Below are 18,843 nucleotides of genomic sequence, written 5' to 3'. Positions count from 1 at the left end.
AGATATAATAAATTTGCCCAGTCTGATGACTGGGCTCAATTTATTATCAATGTTCCTTAATCTTCCTCAAACCATAATGGTGTCTTGTCATCAGGGTCTCCATTGTAATTTATCTTAATTTCCTCGCCTGCCTTAATGTCGGTATAGGCATAAAATTTGATTGTCCCTTTTTTAAATTTTCTTTTAAAAATGGCATTAGGTATACTGGAATGATTGAATAGTGACCCGACTCCTAATGCTAATGCACAGTCATCATAATTTGTTCCCCACCAGAAGACATAGTCTATTAACTTGGTTTTTTTCAAATACTTATACTCATCTTTAGGGAATACAATGACGGGTGACACCTCTAGAAGTTCATCCTTCATAATATCACGAGTCGCGAAAATCCCTCTCCCGTATTGAGATTGCCTAACCTCCAACATAGTTCTGTTTACCTCCATTTTAAACACATCTCAGTTGCAGTTTTTTTATTAAGGTATGAAAAAGGGCGGTGTTTGGTTTGGGTCAATTAGGGAGGTGCAAGTTCATAGAGGAAAAAAACCAAGTTAATGTGAAGAGACTAACTTGCCATCAGTGAACATATTTTTGTAAGGGGCTAAAAGATGTTAGTTGTGCAGTTGTCCAAAAAAATTATCATAATAATTATTTAATTGACTAATGGTTAATTTTACTAACAGGTATACAATATAAGTGATATCGGACAATTTAATCAAAAAATAAGCTATTAATCTATTAGTAAGGAGCCTAAATCATGTCTTTGAACGAAACTGAGATTGAAAAGCCCTTATACATAAAAGTACATCCAAATGATAATGTGGCGATCATTGTCAATTCAGGAGGATTGTCTGAGGGGACTGTTTTTCCAGATGGACTGAAACTGAACGAGCGTGTACCTCAAGGTCATAAAGTAACACTTACGGATTTAAAGAGTGGGGATGGGATTATTCGTTATGGCCACATCATCGGTTATGTTAAAAATCCTGTGAAAAAGGGAAGCTGGGTCAATGAAACTATGGTTGATTTGCCAAGTGCACCCGAGCTGGACGAACTATTAGCACCTGAGCTAGCGCCACAGTCTTTGCCGCCGCTAGAGGGATATACATTTGAGGGCTATCGGAATTCGAACGGGACGGTAGGTATCAAGAACATCCTTGGAATTTCAACAAGTGTACAATGTGTCGTAGGTGTAGTGGAATTTGCGGTTAAGCGGATTAAAAATGAACTTTTACCAAAATACCCAAATGTAGACGATGTCGTCGCTCTCAATCATAGCTATGGTTGTGGTGTAGCGATTAATTCCCCCGATGCAATCATCCCGATTCGAACCCTCCAAAATTTAGCCGTCCATCCGAGTTTTGGCGGGGAAGTTATGGTGGTTGGCTTGGGGTGTGAAAAATTAGTTCCTGACCGATTATTACCAGATGGAGATACCTCCAATGTTATCTTATTACAAGAACAGACAGGTTTTATAAATATGGTCGAAAAGATCTTGGAAATGGCCGAGACACGTCTAAAAAGGTTAAATGAGCGGAAGCGGGAAACATGTCCTGTTTCGGATCTTGTTATTGGAGTACAATGTGGCGGTAGTGATGCTTTCTCCGGCGTAACAGCCAATCCAGCTGTTGGCTATGCTGCCGACCTCATTGTTCGGGCAGGTGGAACGGTTATGTTTTCCGAAGTGTCTGAGATAAGGGATTCTGTCCATTTATTAATGTCTAGAGTTGCTGATGAGAAAGTAGGCAACGATTTAAAAAGGGAAATGAAATGGTATGACAACTATTTGCATGGCGGCCAAGTGGACCGGGATGCCAATCCGACGCCAGGGAATAAAAAAGGCGGCTTATCAAATGTTGTGGAAAAATCGTTGGGTTCGGTAGCGAAATCGGGAAACAGTCCCCTTGTTGAAGTAGTTCCGCCAGGTGCGAGGGCAACAAAAAAAGGCTTACTTTTCGCTGCTACCCCTGCAGGTGATTTTGTCTGTGGGACACTGCAATTAGCCGCCGGAATGCATTTGCAAGTTTTCACAACGGGAAGGGGAACGCCTTATGGTTTAGCCATGGCTCCTGTGATTAAGGTTTCAACTCGCAATGCCTTAACCGAGCAATGGAAGGACCTGATTGATGTTAACGCGGGAACAATTGCAACAGGTGAGGCAACGATTGAAAATGTAGGATGGGAAATTTTTCACCTGATTTTAGATGTGGCGAGCGGTCGCAAGCAAACCTATGCGGAAAAATGGGGGTTGCATAATGATTTATGCTTATTTAACCCTGCACCGATTACTTGATGCCTATGAAAGAGGACTCTAACTTTTTATGGTTGTTTCTTTTAAAATTGAAGAACAATGATATAAGGATAGAACGATTGTGGCAAAGCTAAAAATATTAAAGGCTGACAGGAAGCATGCTGTCAGCCTTTTTAGATTAGCAAAATAGTTGAATATCTTGTTAACGGTTATAATGATAGTGGAGTTGATTAGGATGAATGCGAAGGAGATATCCACACGGATCGATGTTCTTGATTATTTACGGGGATTTGCACTAATGGGGATTATCCTGGTTAACATCATTCCATTATTGTCAGTAAGATTACCCAATCCCCATACAACTGATGCATCCTACTTGAGGTTTTTATACTTATTGGTGGAAGGTCGCTTTTATACGATCTTTACCTTTTTGTTTGGTGTGGGGTTTTATATATTTATCTCCAGGGCAAATGCGAAGGGGAAAAATGGCTATGTTTTGTTTTTGCGGCGAATCCTCGTGTTGTTTTTCTTTGGGTTAGTGCATGTGCATTTTCAACCAGGGGAAGCATTAACGGTTTACGCTATTTGCGGTCTGATTATTTTACCCTTTTATAAAGCGAACAAGGTTGTAAATCTTGTTTTTGGAATGGTCATGTTGCTGGTCCTAAGTTTGTATGCTCAGAAAATGTTTATGGTGGTTCCATTGATGTTGTTAGGAATCGCCGCCGGGCAATATCGGATGTTTGAGCGAATATCACAACATTTAAAGCAAACTGTTATTTTTACTGGCATAATGTTTGTATTAAGTGTGGCAGGTCTTATTTATCAATATCAGCATGCCCCGTTTATGTTTGGATCGGATGGGGATTTCAAAGATACGCAACGATTCTTAAGGATTGGAATCTCGCTCGGTCCGATGGTCTCTGCCCTTTATGTCGGGGTACTGATTTTGCTTCTGAATTTCCCCGTTGTTCGGCAGGTTCTGTCACCTTTAAAGAGCTATGGACGGATGGCGTTGACAAATTATGTTTCACAAACGACCTTTATCCTAGTTGCGGGGAAGTTGCTGGATTTATTTGATCATATCACTTATTTACAATCACTTTATTTTTGTTTAGCTATTTATGTCATTCAACTTACGTTCAGTGCGATTTGGCTGCGCCACTTCAGCTTCGGCCCATTGGAATGGGTGTGGCGCACGTTGACCTATTTCGAATTCCCGCCAATGCGAAAAACTAGAGTATAGAGAGCAAACGCCCTCCGCTTGATGGGGGATACTAAAGAATGTCAGTCCTCTAATGTTTAAAGCTGGAGGACTGACTCGATTTTTGTTACAGCTTATGTCTGGAGACACTGTTATTTTTCAATATCCACATCGTGTTCCTTTGCTAATTTATCCAATTTAGTTTGATAATCACGAATATGTTTACGCGCGTCAGCCAACATCTCATTGGCCTTTTGGATCAAATTGGCGTCCTGTTCTTCTAACGCCTGTTTAATTATTGCAAAGGCTTTAAACTGTATATCCGCCCCTTCAATATATATTTCGTGGATTTCTCTTACCTCATCTGTTTCAATCTTTACAGAATCTAGCTCTTTAATAAATTCGTTGTAATTTGGAATAACATCATTATTTAAGACATCGTACATTGTTTGATCATCCTGATAGTTTGTACCCGAAACCCCTTCATAGGCTGAAACGGCAGCCCTCTCTAATTTCCCCGCTTCCTTCATTTCTTTATTTACATAATTAAGTAAATCATCTTGCACAGGATCACTGGAGCAACCAGACAATAAAATCAAAATGGGTAGGATTATAGCCAATATCCATTTTTTCAATACATTCACCTCCTAATGCCCAATTTATGAGGGTTAGGAAGTCCATTATGAGTGTGGAAAATATTATTTTATTAATCATCACGTGGCTTTATGTAGTCTTGTTTAGGAAATGCAGCTCTTCAGTAAATGTTTTATTTTGGTAATCTTACTGAAAAAAGTTCTCAATTAGACGTTGACTTCAAAATTCAGAATGTTAAAATCAAATTTATAAATAATTGATAATGATTTTCATTATCAGTATTGGAACGCTAGAATTATAGAAATGATGGGGACAGTTATGAAGAAACGGTATTTACTATTAGCTTTATTCATCTTATCCGCATCTTCACTATTTGTTGGTGTTAGCAGTCTCTCACCAGTAGACTTGCTAGACTTTCAATCAGAGGAGAGGCAAATTTTCTTGGTGAGCAGAGTGCCGAGACTTGTTGCGATACTACTCGCGGGAGCAGGGATGAGTATTGCTGGATTGATTATGCAGCAACTTAGCCGCAACAAATTTGTATCGCCGACAACAGCCGGAACATTGGACGCTACTCGTCTGGGGATTCTGGTTTCGATGTTGCTATTTGCAAATGCGTCTATGCTTGAAAAAATGGTCGTAGCCTTTGCCTTTGCGCTTGCCGGTACATTTTTATTTATGCAAATTCTAGATCGAATTAAGTTTAAAGATGCTATTTTTATTCCGCTTGTGGGACTCATGTTCGGCAATATTTTATCATCCGTCACGACTTTTTTTGCTTACCGAGCGGATGTGATTCAAAATATGTCCGCCTGGCTCCAAGGCGATTTTTCAATGATCATGAAAGGTCGTTATGAACTCCTCTACATAAGTATTCCAATTTTAGTCATCGCCTATTTTTATGCCAATCGCTTTACAGTGGCTGGGATGGGGGAAGATTTTTCGAAAAACTTAGGTCTTGCCTATCGAAGTGTGGTAAATATCGGGTTGACACTCGTTGCTCTAATTACGGCATCAGTGGCCCTGACCGTCGGTATTATCCCATTTCTAGGTTTAATCATTCCAAATATCATCTCCATTTTCAAAGGAGACCATCTACAAAAAACGTTACCGCATACAGCGCTTCTAGGGGCCATTTTCCTGATAGTTTGCGATATTTTAGGGCGGGTACTCATTTATCCCTATGAGATTTCGATTAGTCTCATGGTTGGTGTGATTGGCAGTGGGATTTTCTTATACCTGCTGTTTAGGAGGAAAGCCTATGCGTAATTCCATGAAAATGGCCGGTCTCATATTGATTGCTGCGGGCTGTTGTGCAATATATCTCATACATGATTTAAATGGAAGCTTTGATTATGCTTTGCCAAGGCGCTTTACGAAGGTACTTGCCATGGTTTTGACGGGCTTTACCATCGCTTATGCGACAGTAGTTTTTCAGACAATTTCGCATAACCGCATTTTAACACCGAGCATCATGGGGTTAGATGCCCTTTATTTATTATTACAAACGGTGATTATATTCTTTCTTGGTTCTTCGCATATGATTGTCGTCAATAAACAAATAAACTTTTTACTTTCTGTAGCCGTGATGATTTTGTTTTCCCTTTTCTTATATCGATTCTTATTTAAAAAAGGTGGCCAGCCTATCTGCTTTTTATTGCTAATTGGAATTATTGTCGGGACCTTTTTCTCCAGTATCTCGACGTTTTTACAAGTGTTGATTGATCCGAATGAGTTTCTGATAGTTCAAGATAGGATGTTTGCTAGTTTCAATAATATCAACTCAGACTTAGTGTGGATGGCAATGGTCACTATTGTATTTGTACTGATTTACGCCTGGAGGTATGTCAAGTATCTCGATGTTTTATCGCTCGGTCGGGAGATGGCTATTAATCTAGGTGTTCCCTACGATTCGATTGTGAAACAAATGCTTGTCATTGTCGCGATATTCATTTCAATCTCGACGGCGCTCGTCGGACCGATTACCTTTTTTGGCCGAGAAAAACATGAACTTAATTGGTGAAATGTTTGGAAAAGAAGATAAGGTGGCAAGTGAATTAAAAGACATTAAAGCTAGTATTGAAAAGTTAAATAAACAGGCTTCAGCACTTGATAAGAAAGGTCTAATTCTTTTAGCGAATGAAGGGAAAGTCAGTGCCTACGGACCAAGTTCCCGTTTGGGCTTAATCCATGATGTATTTGGGTTTGGTGCTGCTGATCAAAAAATTGAAGTATCAACTCATGGACAGAGCATTACGTTTGAGTACATTATGGAGAAAAACCCTGACGTATTGTTTGTTATTGACCGTGCGACAGCAGTTGGCGGAGAAATTGGCGCAAAGGAAATTATTGAAAATGAGTTAGTTAAAAAAACTGCTGCCTTTAAGAATGATAAGATTATCTACCTAGATGCAGACACATGGTACCTAAGCGGTGGAGGCTTAAAATCTGTCAAATCAATGGCCAAAGAAATTGAGGCAGCATTATAAAACAAGAAACAACCCAACAAACGCTTGGACTTAAGCTCCGAGCGTTTGTTTTTATGAACTAAAGCAGCTTAAATTGTCCGCGTGGGACGGACATTTGGGCTAAGTGTCTTTCGGTGGTGCCTGACACCATTTTGTAAAATACTTCTTTTCTTTATCGAAAAACTCTGTAAAATGGAGATTAAGAGTATAATTGATGTGTTTGGAGAGATCTCTATGTCGAAGAGTTTCCCGATTTTTACGAAAGAGTATGAATCTGTGGTTTATAATCCAGATGATTTAATTGACTTATTTCTTGACTGTACCGCAGACGCCATTTGTATGGTCGATATGGAAAATCGGTTTATTCGAGTGAACCATGTGTATACGAAGATATTTGGCTATACAGAGGACGATGTCATCGGAAAAAGAGTTGAAGAATTTTCCAATCCTGACATTGTGCATGATATTATTGAATCAGTCAAAAGTGGTGAAGCATATCCTGATATGGTTACCCAAAGATACCATAAAGACGGAAGCATACTTGATATTGCTGTTTCCTATTCTCCCTTTCGAAATTCATGTGGGGAAATTATTGCTGTTATTGCAATCTTTCGCGATATAACAGAGCATATAAATATTGAAAGAGAATTAAAAAAGACACGTGAACTGTACAAGCTTATAACTGAAAATACATCGGATATGATTAAGGTCTATTCGAGAGATAAAAAGATTGTCTATGCATCTCCTTCTCATGAAAACGGAATTGGATATACTCCTGACCAGTTAATAGGTAAAACCGTATACGATCTTATCATGCCTGAGGAAATAGACCATTTTGACAGAGTTTATCAAAGGTTAATAGAAACAAAGGAACCTCAACTGCTACAAACAAAGTTGCAAAAAGGTAATAAGGAAGTAATATACTCGGAGACCACTATTTCTCCAATTTTTAATGAACAAGGAGAAATTGATTCCTATGTGACGGTGGGAAGGGATATTACAGACCGGGTAAAAAATGATGATGCCCTCCGAAATTTAGACCGGCTTTCGATTATTGGCCAATTAGCTGCTGGAGTTGCTCATGAGATACGAAACCCATTGACTTCATTAAAAGGATTTTCAAAGCTGTTGAAAGATACCACGAACAAAGAAAAACAAGGTGATTATTTATCAATCATCATGAACGAATTAGATCGTATTGATATGATTGTGAATGAATTTATGTCGTTGGCAAAACCTCAAGCCATTCAATTTGATCAAGAAAATCTAAATTCAATCATAGAAAGCACGGTTAATATTCTTCATCCACAAGCTTTATTACATAATGTGCAAATAACCAACCATTATCAAAATGATGATATTGATTTGCTTTGTAATCCCAATCAGTTGAAACAGGTTTTTGTTAATTTTTTAAAAAATGCAATTGAATCGATGCCGTTTGGTGGAAAAGTCAAAATTCATGTTCAAAGGGTAGAAGGCAAACGAGTGCAGATTAGCTTTTCGGATGAAGGAATCGGCATTGACGGAGAACTTATGCGCTATTTGGGAACTCCGTTCTATACAACCAAGGATAAAGGAATCGGACTTGGCCTAACTGTCAGCAACAAAATCATCCAGGAACATAATGGTACTATGAAAATCGACAGTCAACCTGGGAAAGGTACCACTGTAAAAGTTGAACTGGAATGCTTTTAAAAAGGATGTAAAAAAAGGGTGTCAGGCATCATTAAGGGACAATTGTCCCTTGTGGTGCCTGACACCCTTATTTGGTGTAACGATTTGCATAGCTAGAAGCAACAAAGGCATTTGGTTTGATTTTCGGTTCAACCCCCATCGATTCGATTCTCGTTACCATTTCTTTTACAAACTCACTCGTCTTGTTTCGTTTCCCAGCACCGATATCAATGTGTCCCTCCATTGTGAAGGTTGCTCCTTTATATATATAGGGGAGGACAAGATTGATTAACTCATTTTTCCTTTCTTCGTTGAACATCGAAACAATTTCCTCAGTTAACGACAATTCAAGGGAAATCCGTTCATGTAAGTGAGTCATTTTTCTTGGAATAATGACCTTCCTTATGCACGCCCATACTCCTTTTCCTTTATTTTGAATCACAATTCCTGTGATAAAAACAGTTGTGGATCTATGGACTTGAGAATCTGTGCCAACCATTAGTCGATAGTTCCCACTTGGATCTAACTTCATGAATGTTACAATCCGTTCAAAGACTTGTTCGAACGACAGCCCATTCTCCTGAAGATTTTGAAACAAATCGTGATAAGCCCCGTCTTTTTTCATCTTGAAGCACCACATCTTTCCTTTCCAACTAAAAAAATTTAGTCTCGACTCTTACTCCTATCTTATGGAAAGTGATTTATTGTCGTGCAGCCATTGAAAGTATTCGATCTTTATTGAAATGTATGTAGATAAGTGAGCAAAAATGCATGGGTGTGACACCTTAGGGTGTCAGGCACCGTCCGTGGACAAATGCTTCATTTGTCCGTCCTGTGAGGACAGCGCGAAGGCTGCTCGGTATTGATTCGGTTTTGAATTATGCCCAATTAACAACGGAAAATGGAATCTGCTAACCCTATATAGAAATTAATAGCGATGAAACAACCTTTTTTTTAAAAACAATTATTTGCCTAACAATATTTGTGCCAGTCCATCATTAGATAAAGAAACGAGATTTAATCTAGATAGGGATGGATGGAAATGGCAAAGAGAAACCGAGGGAAAACAATCAGCTACCTGCCTTCAAATGGCCGGGGAACCTGCCCGCTGTGTGAAAGGACAAGAATCAAGCTACTATATACGCATACAACAGAAACAAACCAAACCATCAAAGTTTGCAAAAACTGTCGGGATAAATAAACAATGGTGTCAGGCACCGCTCGTGGACATTTGTCCTTTTGCGGTGCCTGACACCTTTTTCTTTTTTTAGTGATATCGGGCAAAGGGGGTCGTACACTCATTTTTTAAAAGGATATTAACACTAATTGTCGAATAAACTTAACTGTAGTGCAATTAGCCTAAAGAGGTTGTGAGCGTGTAGTCCCAAATAAATAGATGTTAAAGGGGTGGGATGGATGGCGAAGCGGATTGTAAAACAGCATGAATTAAATTTTTTGAAGCGGGAGCTTAGGTTCTTAGAAGATTCAGAGATTCTTCCTGCAGGAAAGGCCAATGAGATAGATGAGATTTACGAGGTACAGAGACTTTCTTTCACAAAAACACTTTTGTATGTTGGTTCTATTTTGATTGGAGCGGGGGTACTCAGTTTTATCGCGAGTAATTGGGATGAGATTGGAAAAACAGCGAAGCTCCTGTTAATCATCGCGCTTTTCGTTGCCAGTAATCTGGCAGGATTTAAAATGGAAAGGAACTATCCAAAGACATCTAAAAGCCTTTATTATGTAGGTGTTCTTGTGTTTGGGGCGGGGATTTTTCTTGTGGAGCAAATGTTTCATCTCGGAACAAATTCACAAAATGCTTTTTTATGGTGGTCGCTTGGCATTTTGCCGTTGGCATGGGTATTACGGGATAAATGGATCCTACTAGCATCTTCCCTTTTTGTCCTCAAATACATGCAGGATGGACAATATCTCGAAGGGGTAAATATCCCGTATTGGACACTGCTTTGGATTGCCGCCATTTATTTACTTAATGAAAAAATAGGGTTTTCAAAAGTAACTGGATTTGTCGCTGGCTTATTATCGCTAGCATTTATCGGGACGGTCATTAGCTTTTTTGTCAACCGCTATGACTATACTGATTTTCCTTACGTGTATGGATTAATCTATTTGGTCATAGGCGTGGCTCTAGTCCTCTCAAGAGGGAGAATTAGAGACATTTACGTTGTCTTGGGATACCTCGTTCATGGTGCCGCAGCGCTATTGTTATCTTTTGAAGATACCTGGCCAATGGATTGGATGTATATTCCTTTTTCGGTCATCTATGTGCTCTATGTATTGTACTTAATTAAAAAAGGAAGTTTGCTCAGTATCATTATTTTATGCGTGATGATCTTCCGTTTTTACTTGGATTTATCCTTTGAGTTTTTGCCGAAATCGTTCGTATTTATTATAGGAGGATTCCTGCTCCTAGGTTTCGGTTTTTATTTTGAAAAACAAAGGAAAAAAGGGGTGAGTGTGCATGAATAAGCGAGCAAAGCAGTTGGTTTTGGCCTGTTCCGTACCGGTGCTGATTTTGTTAGGCATGTGCTTCACGCCCCTCTATACCATGTTAACGGGAGTGGATATGATTCTCCAAACCAAACCGTTGGACCCATCCGACCTATTTCGAGGTGATTATGTGACCCTTCAATATGAAGCTGAAGAAGTCCCGATAAGTTTGGTGGATAAGGCTGTGGTCTCACGATTGCAGGACCAGGGGGGACAGTTTGAAGTATTCGTTCTTATGGAGAAAAAGGACGGAGTCCACACCCCCATTAAAGTCAGCCTTGAAAAACCTGATAAGGGAATATTCCTAAAAGGAACAATAAACTATATTGATAAAGGCAACCAAGGACAAGAAATTGCCTTCATTGAGTACAATCTGGATAAATACTTCCTAGAGGACAACACCGGGGCAGAATGGGAAAAAGCCTCTGCTAAAGGAGAAATACTAGCCAAACTAAAAGTAAACAACGGCTATGCCGTCCTGACCGATATCACAACCAAGTAATTGTGGTGTTAAAAAGTTGGTGTCAGGCACCGCACGTGGACAAAACTGCCTTTTGTCCACGTGGAGAGGACACAGGTCCTTTTCGGTGCCTGACACCTTTTTCGTTCCGATTGTTAACTTGAATTAAAATTGAGTTGACAATATAGTAAGTAACCATATATTTTAATATTATAACAATTAATATTGGGGTGGGAGAATGAAGAAAAAATTAAGAGCGTTGGATATAACACTAGTGGGGATGTTTGTGGCATTGATGGCGATTGGGGCAAACCTAACCTCGTTTGTGCCTTTTATGGTGGTGGGAGGAGTTCCAATTACATTCCAAACCTTCTTTGCAATCTTAGCAGGGGCTATCTTGGGGAGCCGGTTAGGATCCATAGCGATGGCGGTTTATATGCTAGTTGGCTTTGCGGGCGTTCCTGTTTTTGCTAAATTTGGGGCAGGTCCATCCACAATTTTTAGTCCTACCTTCGGCTTTATTCTATCGTATATTTTTACAGCGTTTATCATTGGAAAAATCGTTGAGAAGAAGAAAACTGTCGCAGCCTTTATCATCGCCTCCTTAATCGGAATGGCGGTAAACTACTTCTTCGGTACTAATTGGATGTATTTTGCCTATAAGCTTTGGGCAGCTGCACCAGAAGGATTCACCTACAAAATGGCCTGGTTATGGATGGTTGCTCCACTGCCAAAAGACATAATCTTAGCCGTCCTTGCCGGAATCATGGCCCACCGACTAGAAAAAACCGTCCTTTCAAAAGGACAATTTAAACATCTAAAGCGTGTTTCTTAAGGGCATCAAGTTATAAACAAACTAAGGGTGTCAGGCACCGCTCGTGGACATTTGTCTTTTAGCGGTGCCTGACACCTTTTTTTGTGACACCTTTTTGTGACACCCTTTTTCGAAGTAATTGCTTGATACGAAACTTTTAGATTATTCGGATGTTATACATATAATTTACAAGGGCATTTTGATATAATTCAGGAATAATGGATTTATATATTGATAGAAGTTATTACAGAATGGGTGATTACAATCATCAGGTCACGATTGAGAAGCTTAAATACCCTGCGTAATCAGATTCTAGCTGTTTTTTTGTTTGTTATGATGATTGTTCTTGCGATTGTTTCCATTATGGTATACAACCAGGTTGGAACTTTAATGAAGGACAATGCAGAGGAACAAATTCAGCAAACAGCAGTTGAAGCAAATGGAAGAATGGAAACATTATATAGACAAGTGGACACACTGTCGAACCAATTGGCGACGAATGGTACCGTCCAGCAGCTACTGTTAGGGATCGTTGACGGGGATATCATGGATTTCGCCAAGCAGCAATCGTTAATCAAAGTCATCAATAATTTCTACGCTTACTCGGATGGGATTTCCAACTTTGAACTATTTACATCTAAGGGGAAAAGAATTTATCCTTTTGATAATAAGCACTTATCTAACCGCATTCAACCGAGATGGATCGAGGTAGCGGATAAAGAAAAGGGACGATTAGTATGGGTAGGAAAAGACCCGGCCAATACCAATTATTCTTATGCCATTAGAAGAGTGAGTTTAATAGACCGTTGGTTTTCAAACGGGGGATATTTGGTCGTTCGGATCTCTAACAGCTATTTTCAAGTAAAAGAGAACATAGAGGAACATGGAGAAAAGGGGTATATGATGCTCCTTGATCGAGACTTAGCTCCAATTACTGCCAATTATGGAATTGATATTCAGAATATGCTTCTAGAAGGACAAAAAGCCGTTACCATTAATAAAAAAGAGTTCATGATAGTAAAGGAATCGTCCAAACTGACGGGCTGGACATTGGTTATCTTAAAGCCGACGAGTTTCCTTTCAGAACGTGTCTCAGCGGTACGTCCCGTTATTTTACTATCGGGTGTAATCGGATATATCATTTTCTTTGTCTCTTCTATTTTTTTGGCGACGATGATCACGAGGCCAATTAAGCGACTAACCAATACAATGAAGAAAGCTAAGATGGATGAATTAAAGATAAATCCTGGAAGTTCCGCGTCGTTGGAAATTATTGAACTTAATAATACCTACAACCAAATGGTCGAAAACACGAATCACCTAATACAAGAGGTGTATGAAAAGGAACTGTTGCGGAGTAGAACTGAATTGAAAGCGCTTCAATCCCAAATCGATCCCCATTTTCTTTACAATACATTAAATGCCCTTTACTGGTCATTAGAAGAAAAGGGAGAAGAGGATTTGGCTGGGACAGTCATTGCGATGTCAGAGCTTTTCCGCTATACAATTGGAAACAAAAATAGTGGCGAATGGGTAACCATTCACGATGAACTTGAACATATTGAACGCTATTTACAGCTGATGAAAATGAGGCTGGGTGACCGATTGATATGGTCTATATCGGTGCGGCCAGAATACATAGATATAAAAATACCAAAGCTTATCATTCAGCCTTTAGTTGAAAATGCAATAATCCATGGAATTGAGAAAAAGAGAAAGCAAGGTGCCGTCTTTATCCATGTTGAAAAAGTGGACGACTCCTCAAATATCACGATAACCGTAAAGGACAATGGCTCAGGAATGGAGGCGGAAATGCTTTCACAAATTAATCACGCGATAGAAATGGATGGTGAGTCTTCCATTAAAGGAATGGGGATGGCGCTTACCAATGTGAATAAAAGAATTCGACTTTATTATGATCAATACAATTTGAAGCATCTATACCTAGTTAGTGAACAAGGCGAGGGAACACAGGTTACATTTGAAATTCCAGAGCTGAGGAGGTAAATAACAGATGTCTACCAAGACTATTTTAATCGTCGATGATGAGCAAACAACAAGACAAGGCTTGAAAAAAACACTGGAAATATGGTCCGCGGGAAAATATGAAATAATAAGTGCTACTGATGGACCTGAGGCATATGAGCTATTTGGCAAACATAAAATTCACCTTCTAATTACAGATGTATGCATGCCTGAGATGGATGGTTTGAAACTGTTGAAAAACATTAAGGATAGAGGATATAAGCCCGTTGTGATGATTATTTCTGGACATCCTGATTTTGAATATGCTCAGGAAGCAATTCGTCTTGGAGTAATTAATTATCTCCTGAAGCCGTTAAGTAAACAAAAGCTAATTGAAGCAGTTGAGCAGGCATTGGAAACAGGAGCTAACATCGAAAGGGCAGACCATCTAGAAAAAGTTGCCGATCAAAAGCTACTGAATGTGGATGCTCGGAAAGACCTCTCGAATTCTCTAATTAAAGATGCAATTACATACATAAATAAAAATTTAAATAGGCAGGTCAGCTTAAAGGAAGTGGCTGATACTGTCCATTTAAATGCCAGTTATTTCAGTGTTTTGTTTAAAGAACAAACCCGTTTGACATTTAGTGAATTCTTGACGAGAAAAAGGCTGCAAATGGCCAAAAACCTGTTATTGACCACGGATGCACATGTCGAAGATATCGCCCAGCAGGCAGGCTATCAGACAGCTAAGTATTTCATTAAAATCTTTAAGGATTATGAGGGAATTACACCAAGCAAATACAGAAAAGTGGCTGTCCTTGACGAAGCACCTATCCAAAAATAGTGGAATTTCCCCCAATCGCGGTTACCTTACCGTGATTTTTTATTAGTGCTAAAATTCAGTATGTAAGCGAAAACAATTTACTGGGGGTTTTGAAATGTTTAAGAAAGCGTATACATTGTTGCTAGTACTTGCACTTCTTCTTACAGCTGGTCTTGCTGGCTGCAGTGGTTCTGACAAGGCTAGCAATGAGAGCAGTTCCAAGAAAACGATTAAATTCATGCATCTTTGGCCTGCCGGAAGCTCCAAACAACAAAATTTGATCGTGTCAGATATTATCAAGCAATACGAGGCAAATCATAAGGATGTAAAAATTGAGGTTGAAGTACTTGAAAATGAACAATACAAGAACAAAATGAAAGTTCTTTCCTCATCTAACGAGCTTCCAGATGTAGGTTTTACATGGGCAGCTGGATATATGACTCCTTTTGTTAAAGGAAAGCTTTTTTCACCACTTGACGATGTATTATCTGGCGGTTTGAAAGATTCTTTCGTTAGTGGAACAACCGAAGCATATGCGTTAGACGGCAAAACTTATGGTCTTCCACTAGAATTAAACATCGCTCCTATTTATTACAATAAAGAAATCTTCAAAAAATTTAATCTCGAAGTACCTCAAACTTACAGTGATTTCACAAATGTTGTGAAAACACTTGCTAGTAAAGGTGTAGCACCAATTGCACTTGGAAATAAAGATCGTTGGACTGGATCTCTGTGGTATATGTACCTTGCAGACCGTTTAGGTGGTTCTGTGGTTTTAAACAAAGCAATCGATCGTACTGGTTCATTTGAAGATCCTGCTTTAGTAGCAGCTGCAGATGAAATTCAAAAACTTGTAAAAGAAAATGCATTCAATAAAGGATTTAATGGTTTGTCTAATGATGAAGGAAAATCAGAATTCTTAAATGGAAAAGCTGCTATGTACCTGATGGGGACATGGGAACTTCCGAACTTCACGACAAATGAAGAAATTCCACAAGCATTCCGTGACAATGTTGGATTCTTTAAATTCCCAACAGTTGAAGGCGGTAAAGGGAACATCGACAGCTGGGTTGGCGGTCCTGGGGTTGGCTTGTTCGTATCTGAAAACTCAAAGGTTAAGCCTGAAGCAAAAGAATTTGTTAAATTCTTTGTTGAAAAATGGGGAGAGCAATCTGTTGAAAAAGCAGGTGTAATTCCAGCTACTAAAGTTGATACTACCAAAGTTAAATTACCACAACTTTATATTGATGTATTAAACGAATTGAATAAAGCTAGCAATCTAACATTATTCGCAGATGTTCAAATGAGTGCATCTGTTGCTGAAACACATTTGAATCTAATTCAATCAATGTTCGGGAAAGAAGTGAATCCAAAAGATTTTGCTAAACAACACGAAGATGCGTTAAAGGCTGACGAAGGTAAATAATCGTAACTTAGAAAAAAGGGGCATATATCTTTACTTTTGGTATGTGCCCCTTCATTTTTATCCTGTTTGCAAAGGAGTTGAATCGTAATGAATAGAGTTATGTCCAATAAAAAGATAGTTGCTCTGTATATCGCACCAGCGCTTTTTCTTATCCTTGCCTTGATTTATGTCCCAATTGTCCAAACCGGATATTTCGGCTTAATGAAATGGAATGGAATCGGAGAGATGGAATTCATTGGCTTAAAAAATTATGCCCATCTGATACAGGATTCCTTGTTTTGGAAGAGTGCCTACCACTCCTTAATACTGGCAGTTTTTTCAACACTTAGCTTGATTGGTTATTTATTCATCTCGATGATATTGGCAGGCAAAATAAAAGGAGCAGATTTGCTTAGAAAAATCTATCTGATTCCCATGCTGCTTGCATCTGTTGCCATTGCGCAACTCTGGCTGAAAATTTACCACCCTACAAATGGAATTCTAAATAGTGTTCTGGTTTCACTTGGAGTTGAAAATCCACCCGCATGGCTAGCGGAACCAGGCATCGCGCTATACGCGATTATCGTCCCGATTATCTGGCAATATGCAGGCTTTTATATTTTGATCTATTATGCAGCATTGAAAAACATCCCGGATTCCCTTGAAGAAGCTGCGAGAATTGATGGCGCTACGCCACTTCAAATTGCATTAAAAATAAAAATCCCATTAATCATGAATGTAATCAAGGTAACGATTGTTCTTGCAGTTGTCGGATCATTGAAATATTTCGACTTGATTTATGTCATGACTGATGGAGGTCCAAACAATTCCAGTGAGGTTATGGCCTCATATATGTACCATAAAGCATTTAAGGGCTTTGACTTTGGGTACGGAAGTGCTATTGGTTTCTTCTTATTAATCATCTGTTTAGTTGTTACGTATATCATAAGGAAACTTACCACACAGAATGACGATATTTATTAAAAGAGGGGGGATTTAGGTGAATACGGTGAAAACGACTGGATCTCCGGTAATCATAAATAAGGAAAAATCGAGTCTAGCGAAGAGCCCATTCCTTAATCGCGCAGCCTATGGAATTATGTACCTATTCCTTATTATCGTAGCAATTTTTCAAATCTTTCCGATCATCTGGTTATTTCTTTTCTCATTGAAAAATAACCAAGAAGTTTTTAATATGTCTCCCTTTTCCTTGCCAGCACAGCCAAAGTGGGAGAATTACCAAAAGGTTTGGACAGAGGGGAACATTAGCCAATACTTTTTCAACAGTATCACCTACACGGTAGTAGCGGTTGTATTGACTGTTATTTTAGCAAGTATGGTAACATTCGCCCTTACGAGAATGAACTGGAAGGGCAGTAAATTGGTGTTGGGCTTATTCATGGTGGGACTAATGATTCCGGTCCATTCCACATTGATTCCTTTATTCAATACTTTTACAAAAATAAACCTGATTGATAATCCGCTTTCCGTCATCTTCGCCTATACTGCCTTTAATCTGCCGATCACAATTATGATATTGCTTGGATTTTATGAGGCACTGCCAAGAGAGGTAGAAGAGGCTGCTGTTATGGACGGAGCTTCGATTAATCATATGTTTTTCCGGATTACCCTGCCAATGACTGCACCAGTTATTGCAACGGCAGCGATTATTAACATGATTTACAACTGGAATGAATTTGTTTTCGTCAACACATTTATTAGTTCAGACAGCTTTAAAACGCTGACAGTTGGAATTCAGAACTTTATCGGTCAATATACAACGGACTGGGGTGCAATTGGTGCAACACTTGTTATTAGTATCCTGCCAATTCTGATTGCATTCTTAATCTTGAGCAACCGAATTGTCGAAGGAATTGCTTCGGGTTCAGTTAAAGGCTGATTTATTATAATCTAGCAACCTATGAAAATAGGATGGAAGGTATTGAGGGAAACTAGGGATTAGAGGTGATAAACCGTGCAATTAGGAAAAACGATGGGGAAACTGTTCACTTTTTGTGAGTGGATCATGAGGCTTGCATACGTCAATCTATTATGGTTTTTCTTTTCCCTGGCAGGATTGGTTCTCCTAGGAATCATGCCGGCAACGGTGGCTCTTTTTACGATCGTCCGAAAATGGCAGTTGAAAGAAACCGACCTCCCCATTTGGAAAACGTTTCTTTCCGTTTACAGACAAGAATTCAAAAAATCAAATGGATTGGGTATATGTATCGGATTGAGTGGGGCATTTATCATTTTTGACCTTCTTTACTTGAGAACAGTAGGAGGAGCGCTCCAATTTACCTTGTTCATCCCATTACTGATTATCACAGGATTTTATGTACTTACCCTTGTTTATATTTTTCCAGTCTATGTCCATTTTGAATTAAAAACTTTGGATTATATAAAAAATGCCTTTTTCTTAAGCGTACTTAATTTCCACATGACAGTATTGATGCTGGCAGCTTCAGCAGCGATCATTTTCTTGAATTTGTACCAAACAAGCTTCATCCCATTTTTTAGTGCTGCAACGATTGCTTGGATACTGATGTTTGGAGGAAATTATAGCTTTAACCGGGTGGGGGCAAGACACTAGGTTTGCAGCAACTCTTCCAAACAAAAGAAAAATGGCGCATTCCTCATGTCATTAAGATACAGGTACAAAAATGAGCATGAA

General features: G+C 39.1%; 16 protein-coding genes and 2 pseudogenes. 15 read left to right on the top strand and 3 right to left on the bottom strand.

The features are described from left to right. Positions 1 to 56: 56 nt before the first annotated feature. Positions 57 to 425 carry an SET domain-containing protein gene (locus J7E77_RS11065; RefSeq protein ID WP_214714248.1) on the bottom strand — a complete coding sequence of 123 codons (369 nt, stop codon included), beginning with the start codon at positions 423 to 425 and terminating at the stop codon, positions 57 to 59. A 329-nt stretch (positions 426 to 754) separates the two neighbouring features. Between J7E77_RS11065 and garD the strand changes: the two genes are divergently transcribed. After that, positions 755 to 2,290, top strand: a complete 1,536-nt coding sequence (gene garD, locus J7E77_RS11060) for a galactarate dehydratase (protein ID WP_214714246.1) — start codon at positions 755 to 757, stop codon at positions 2,288 to 2,290. A 193-nt stretch (positions 2,291 to 2,483) separates the two neighbouring features. Then, positions 2,484 to 3,494 carry a DUF418 domain-containing protein gene (locus J7E77_RS11055; RefSeq protein ID WP_214714244.1) on the top strand — a complete coding sequence of 337 codons (1,011 nt, stop codon included), beginning with the start codon at positions 2,484 to 2,486 and terminating at the stop codon, positions 3,492 to 3,494. A 110-nt stretch (positions 3,495 to 3,604) separates the two neighbouring features. Here the strand turns inward: J7E77_RS11055 and J7E77_RS11050 are convergent, their stop codons facing one another. After that, entirely contained in the window at positions 3,605 to 4,087 is a 483-nt protein-coding gene (locus tag J7E77_RS11050) for a hypothetical protein (RefSeq protein ID WP_214714242.1), read from the bottom strand. Between the two features lie 277 nt (positions 4,088 to 4,364). Here J7E77_RS11050 and J7E77_RS11045 point away from each other — a divergent pair, with 277 nt between their 5' ends. The 4 genes and pseudogenes from J7E77_RS11045 (at position 4,365) to J7E77_RS11030 (ending at position 8,209) form a co-directional block, all read left to right on the top strand. Continuing rightward, on the top strand, positions 4,365 to 5,315 hold the full coding sequence (locus tag J7E77_RS11045; RefSeq protein WP_214714240.1) for an ABC transporter permease: 951 nt from the start codon (positions 4,365 to 4,367) through the stop codon (positions 5,313 to 5,315). Next, positions 5,308 to 6,042, top strand: a pseudogene (locus J7E77_RS11040) (iron chelate uptake ABC transporter family permease subunit); the annotation flags it as partial. The gene J7E77_RS11045 and the pseudogene J7E77_RS11040, both read left to right, overlap by 8 nt. A 1-nt stretch (position 6,043) precedes the next feature. Then, positions 6,044 to 6,535: pseudogene (locus J7E77_RS11035) on the top strand (ABC transporter substrate-binding protein); the annotation flags it as partial. A gap of 213 nt (positions 6,536 to 6,748) precedes the next feature. Further along, the gene (locus J7E77_RS11030) at positions 6,749 to 8,209 is read left to right on the top strand and encodes a PAS domain-containing sensor histidine kinase (protein WP_214714238.1); all 1,461 of its coding nucleotides are present in this window, start codon (positions 6,749 to 6,751) and stop codon (positions 8,207 to 8,209) included. A 67-nt stretch (positions 8,210 to 8,276) separates the two neighbouring features. Here the strand turns inward: J7E77_RS11030 and J7E77_RS11025 are convergent, their stop codons facing one another. Continuing rightward, positions 8,277 to 8,813 (bottom strand): ribonuclease H-like YkuK family protein, encoded by a 537-nt coding sequence (locus J7E77_RS11025; protein ID WP_214714236.1) that lies wholly within the window; start codon positions 8,811 to 8,813, stop codon positions 8,277 to 8,279. 791 nt (positions 8,814 to 9,604) lie between these two features. On the opposite strand from J7E77_RS11025, the gene J7E77_RS11020 reads away from it, so the two are divergent. The 9 genes from J7E77_RS11020 to J7E77_RS10980 all read left to right on the top strand — a co-directional run bounded on the left by J7E77_RS11020 (position 9,605) and on the right by J7E77_RS10980 (position 18,762). Further along, positions 9,605 to 10,678 (top strand): DUF2157 domain-containing protein, encoded by a 1,074-nt coding sequence (locus J7E77_RS11020; RefSeq protein WP_214714234.1) that lies wholly within the window; start codon positions 9,605 to 9,607, stop codon positions 10,676 to 10,678. Next, a complete protein-coding gene (locus J7E77_RS11015; protein WP_214714232.1) occupies positions 10,671 to 11,201 on the top strand; it encodes a GDYXXLXY domain-containing protein in 531 nt (176 codons plus the stop codon). The genes J7E77_RS11020 and J7E77_RS11015 overlap by 8 nt, the downstream gene beginning before the upstream one ends. A gap of 196 nt (positions 11,202 to 11,397) precedes the next feature. Beyond that, positions 11,398 to 11,994, top strand: a complete 597-nt coding sequence (locus tag J7E77_RS11010; protein ID WP_214714230.1) for a biotin transporter BioY — start codon at positions 11,398 to 11,400, stop codon at positions 11,992 to 11,994. Between the two features lie 210 nt (positions 11,995 to 12,204). After that, positions 12,205 to 13,980, top strand: a complete 1,776-nt coding sequence (locus J7E77_RS11005; protein ID WP_251026967.1) for a sensor histidine kinase — start codon at positions 12,205 to 12,207, stop codon at positions 13,978 to 13,980. Positions 13,981 to 13,987: 7 nt separating this feature from the next. Further along, positions 13,988 to 14,785 carry a response regulator transcription factor gene (locus tag J7E77_RS11000; RefSeq protein WP_214714228.1) on the top strand — a complete coding sequence of 266 codons (798 nt, stop codon included), beginning with the start codon at positions 13,988 to 13,990 and terminating at the stop codon, positions 14,783 to 14,785. 94 nt (positions 14,786 to 14,879) lie between these two features. Further along, positions 14,880 to 16,190 carry an extracellular solute-binding protein gene (locus J7E77_RS10995; RefSeq protein ID WP_214714226.1) on the top strand — a complete coding sequence of 437 codons (1,311 nt, stop codon included), beginning with the start codon at positions 14,880 to 14,882 and terminating at the stop codon, positions 16,188 to 16,190. 87 nt (positions 16,191 to 16,277) lie between these two features. Then, positions 16,278 to 17,153, top strand: coding sequence for a carbohydrate ABC transporter permease (locus J7E77_RS10990; RefSeq protein WP_214714224.1), 876 nt, complete (start codon positions 16,278 to 16,280; stop codon positions 17,151 to 17,153). A gap of 16 nt (positions 17,154 to 17,169) precedes the next feature. Then, positions 17,170 to 18,069 carry a carbohydrate ABC transporter permease gene (locus tag J7E77_RS10985; protein ID WP_374102966.1) on the top strand — a complete coding sequence of 300 codons (900 nt, stop codon included), beginning with the start codon at positions 17,170 to 17,172 and terminating at the stop codon, positions 18,067 to 18,069. A 75-nt stretch (positions 18,070 to 18,144) separates the two neighbouring features. Continuing rightward, positions 18,145 to 18,762 carry a YesL family protein gene (locus J7E77_RS10980; protein ID WP_308160525.1) on the top strand — a complete coding sequence of 206 codons (618 nt, stop codon included), beginning with the start codon at positions 18,145 to 18,147 and terminating at the stop codon, positions 18,760 to 18,762. Positions 18,763 to 18,843: the final 81 nt, after the last annotated feature.

The organism is Bacillus sp. ISL-77, assembly GCF_018613105.1.
Note: the sequence above shows the minus strand (reverse complement) of the source record. Positions and strands in the feature narration are given on the sequence as shown.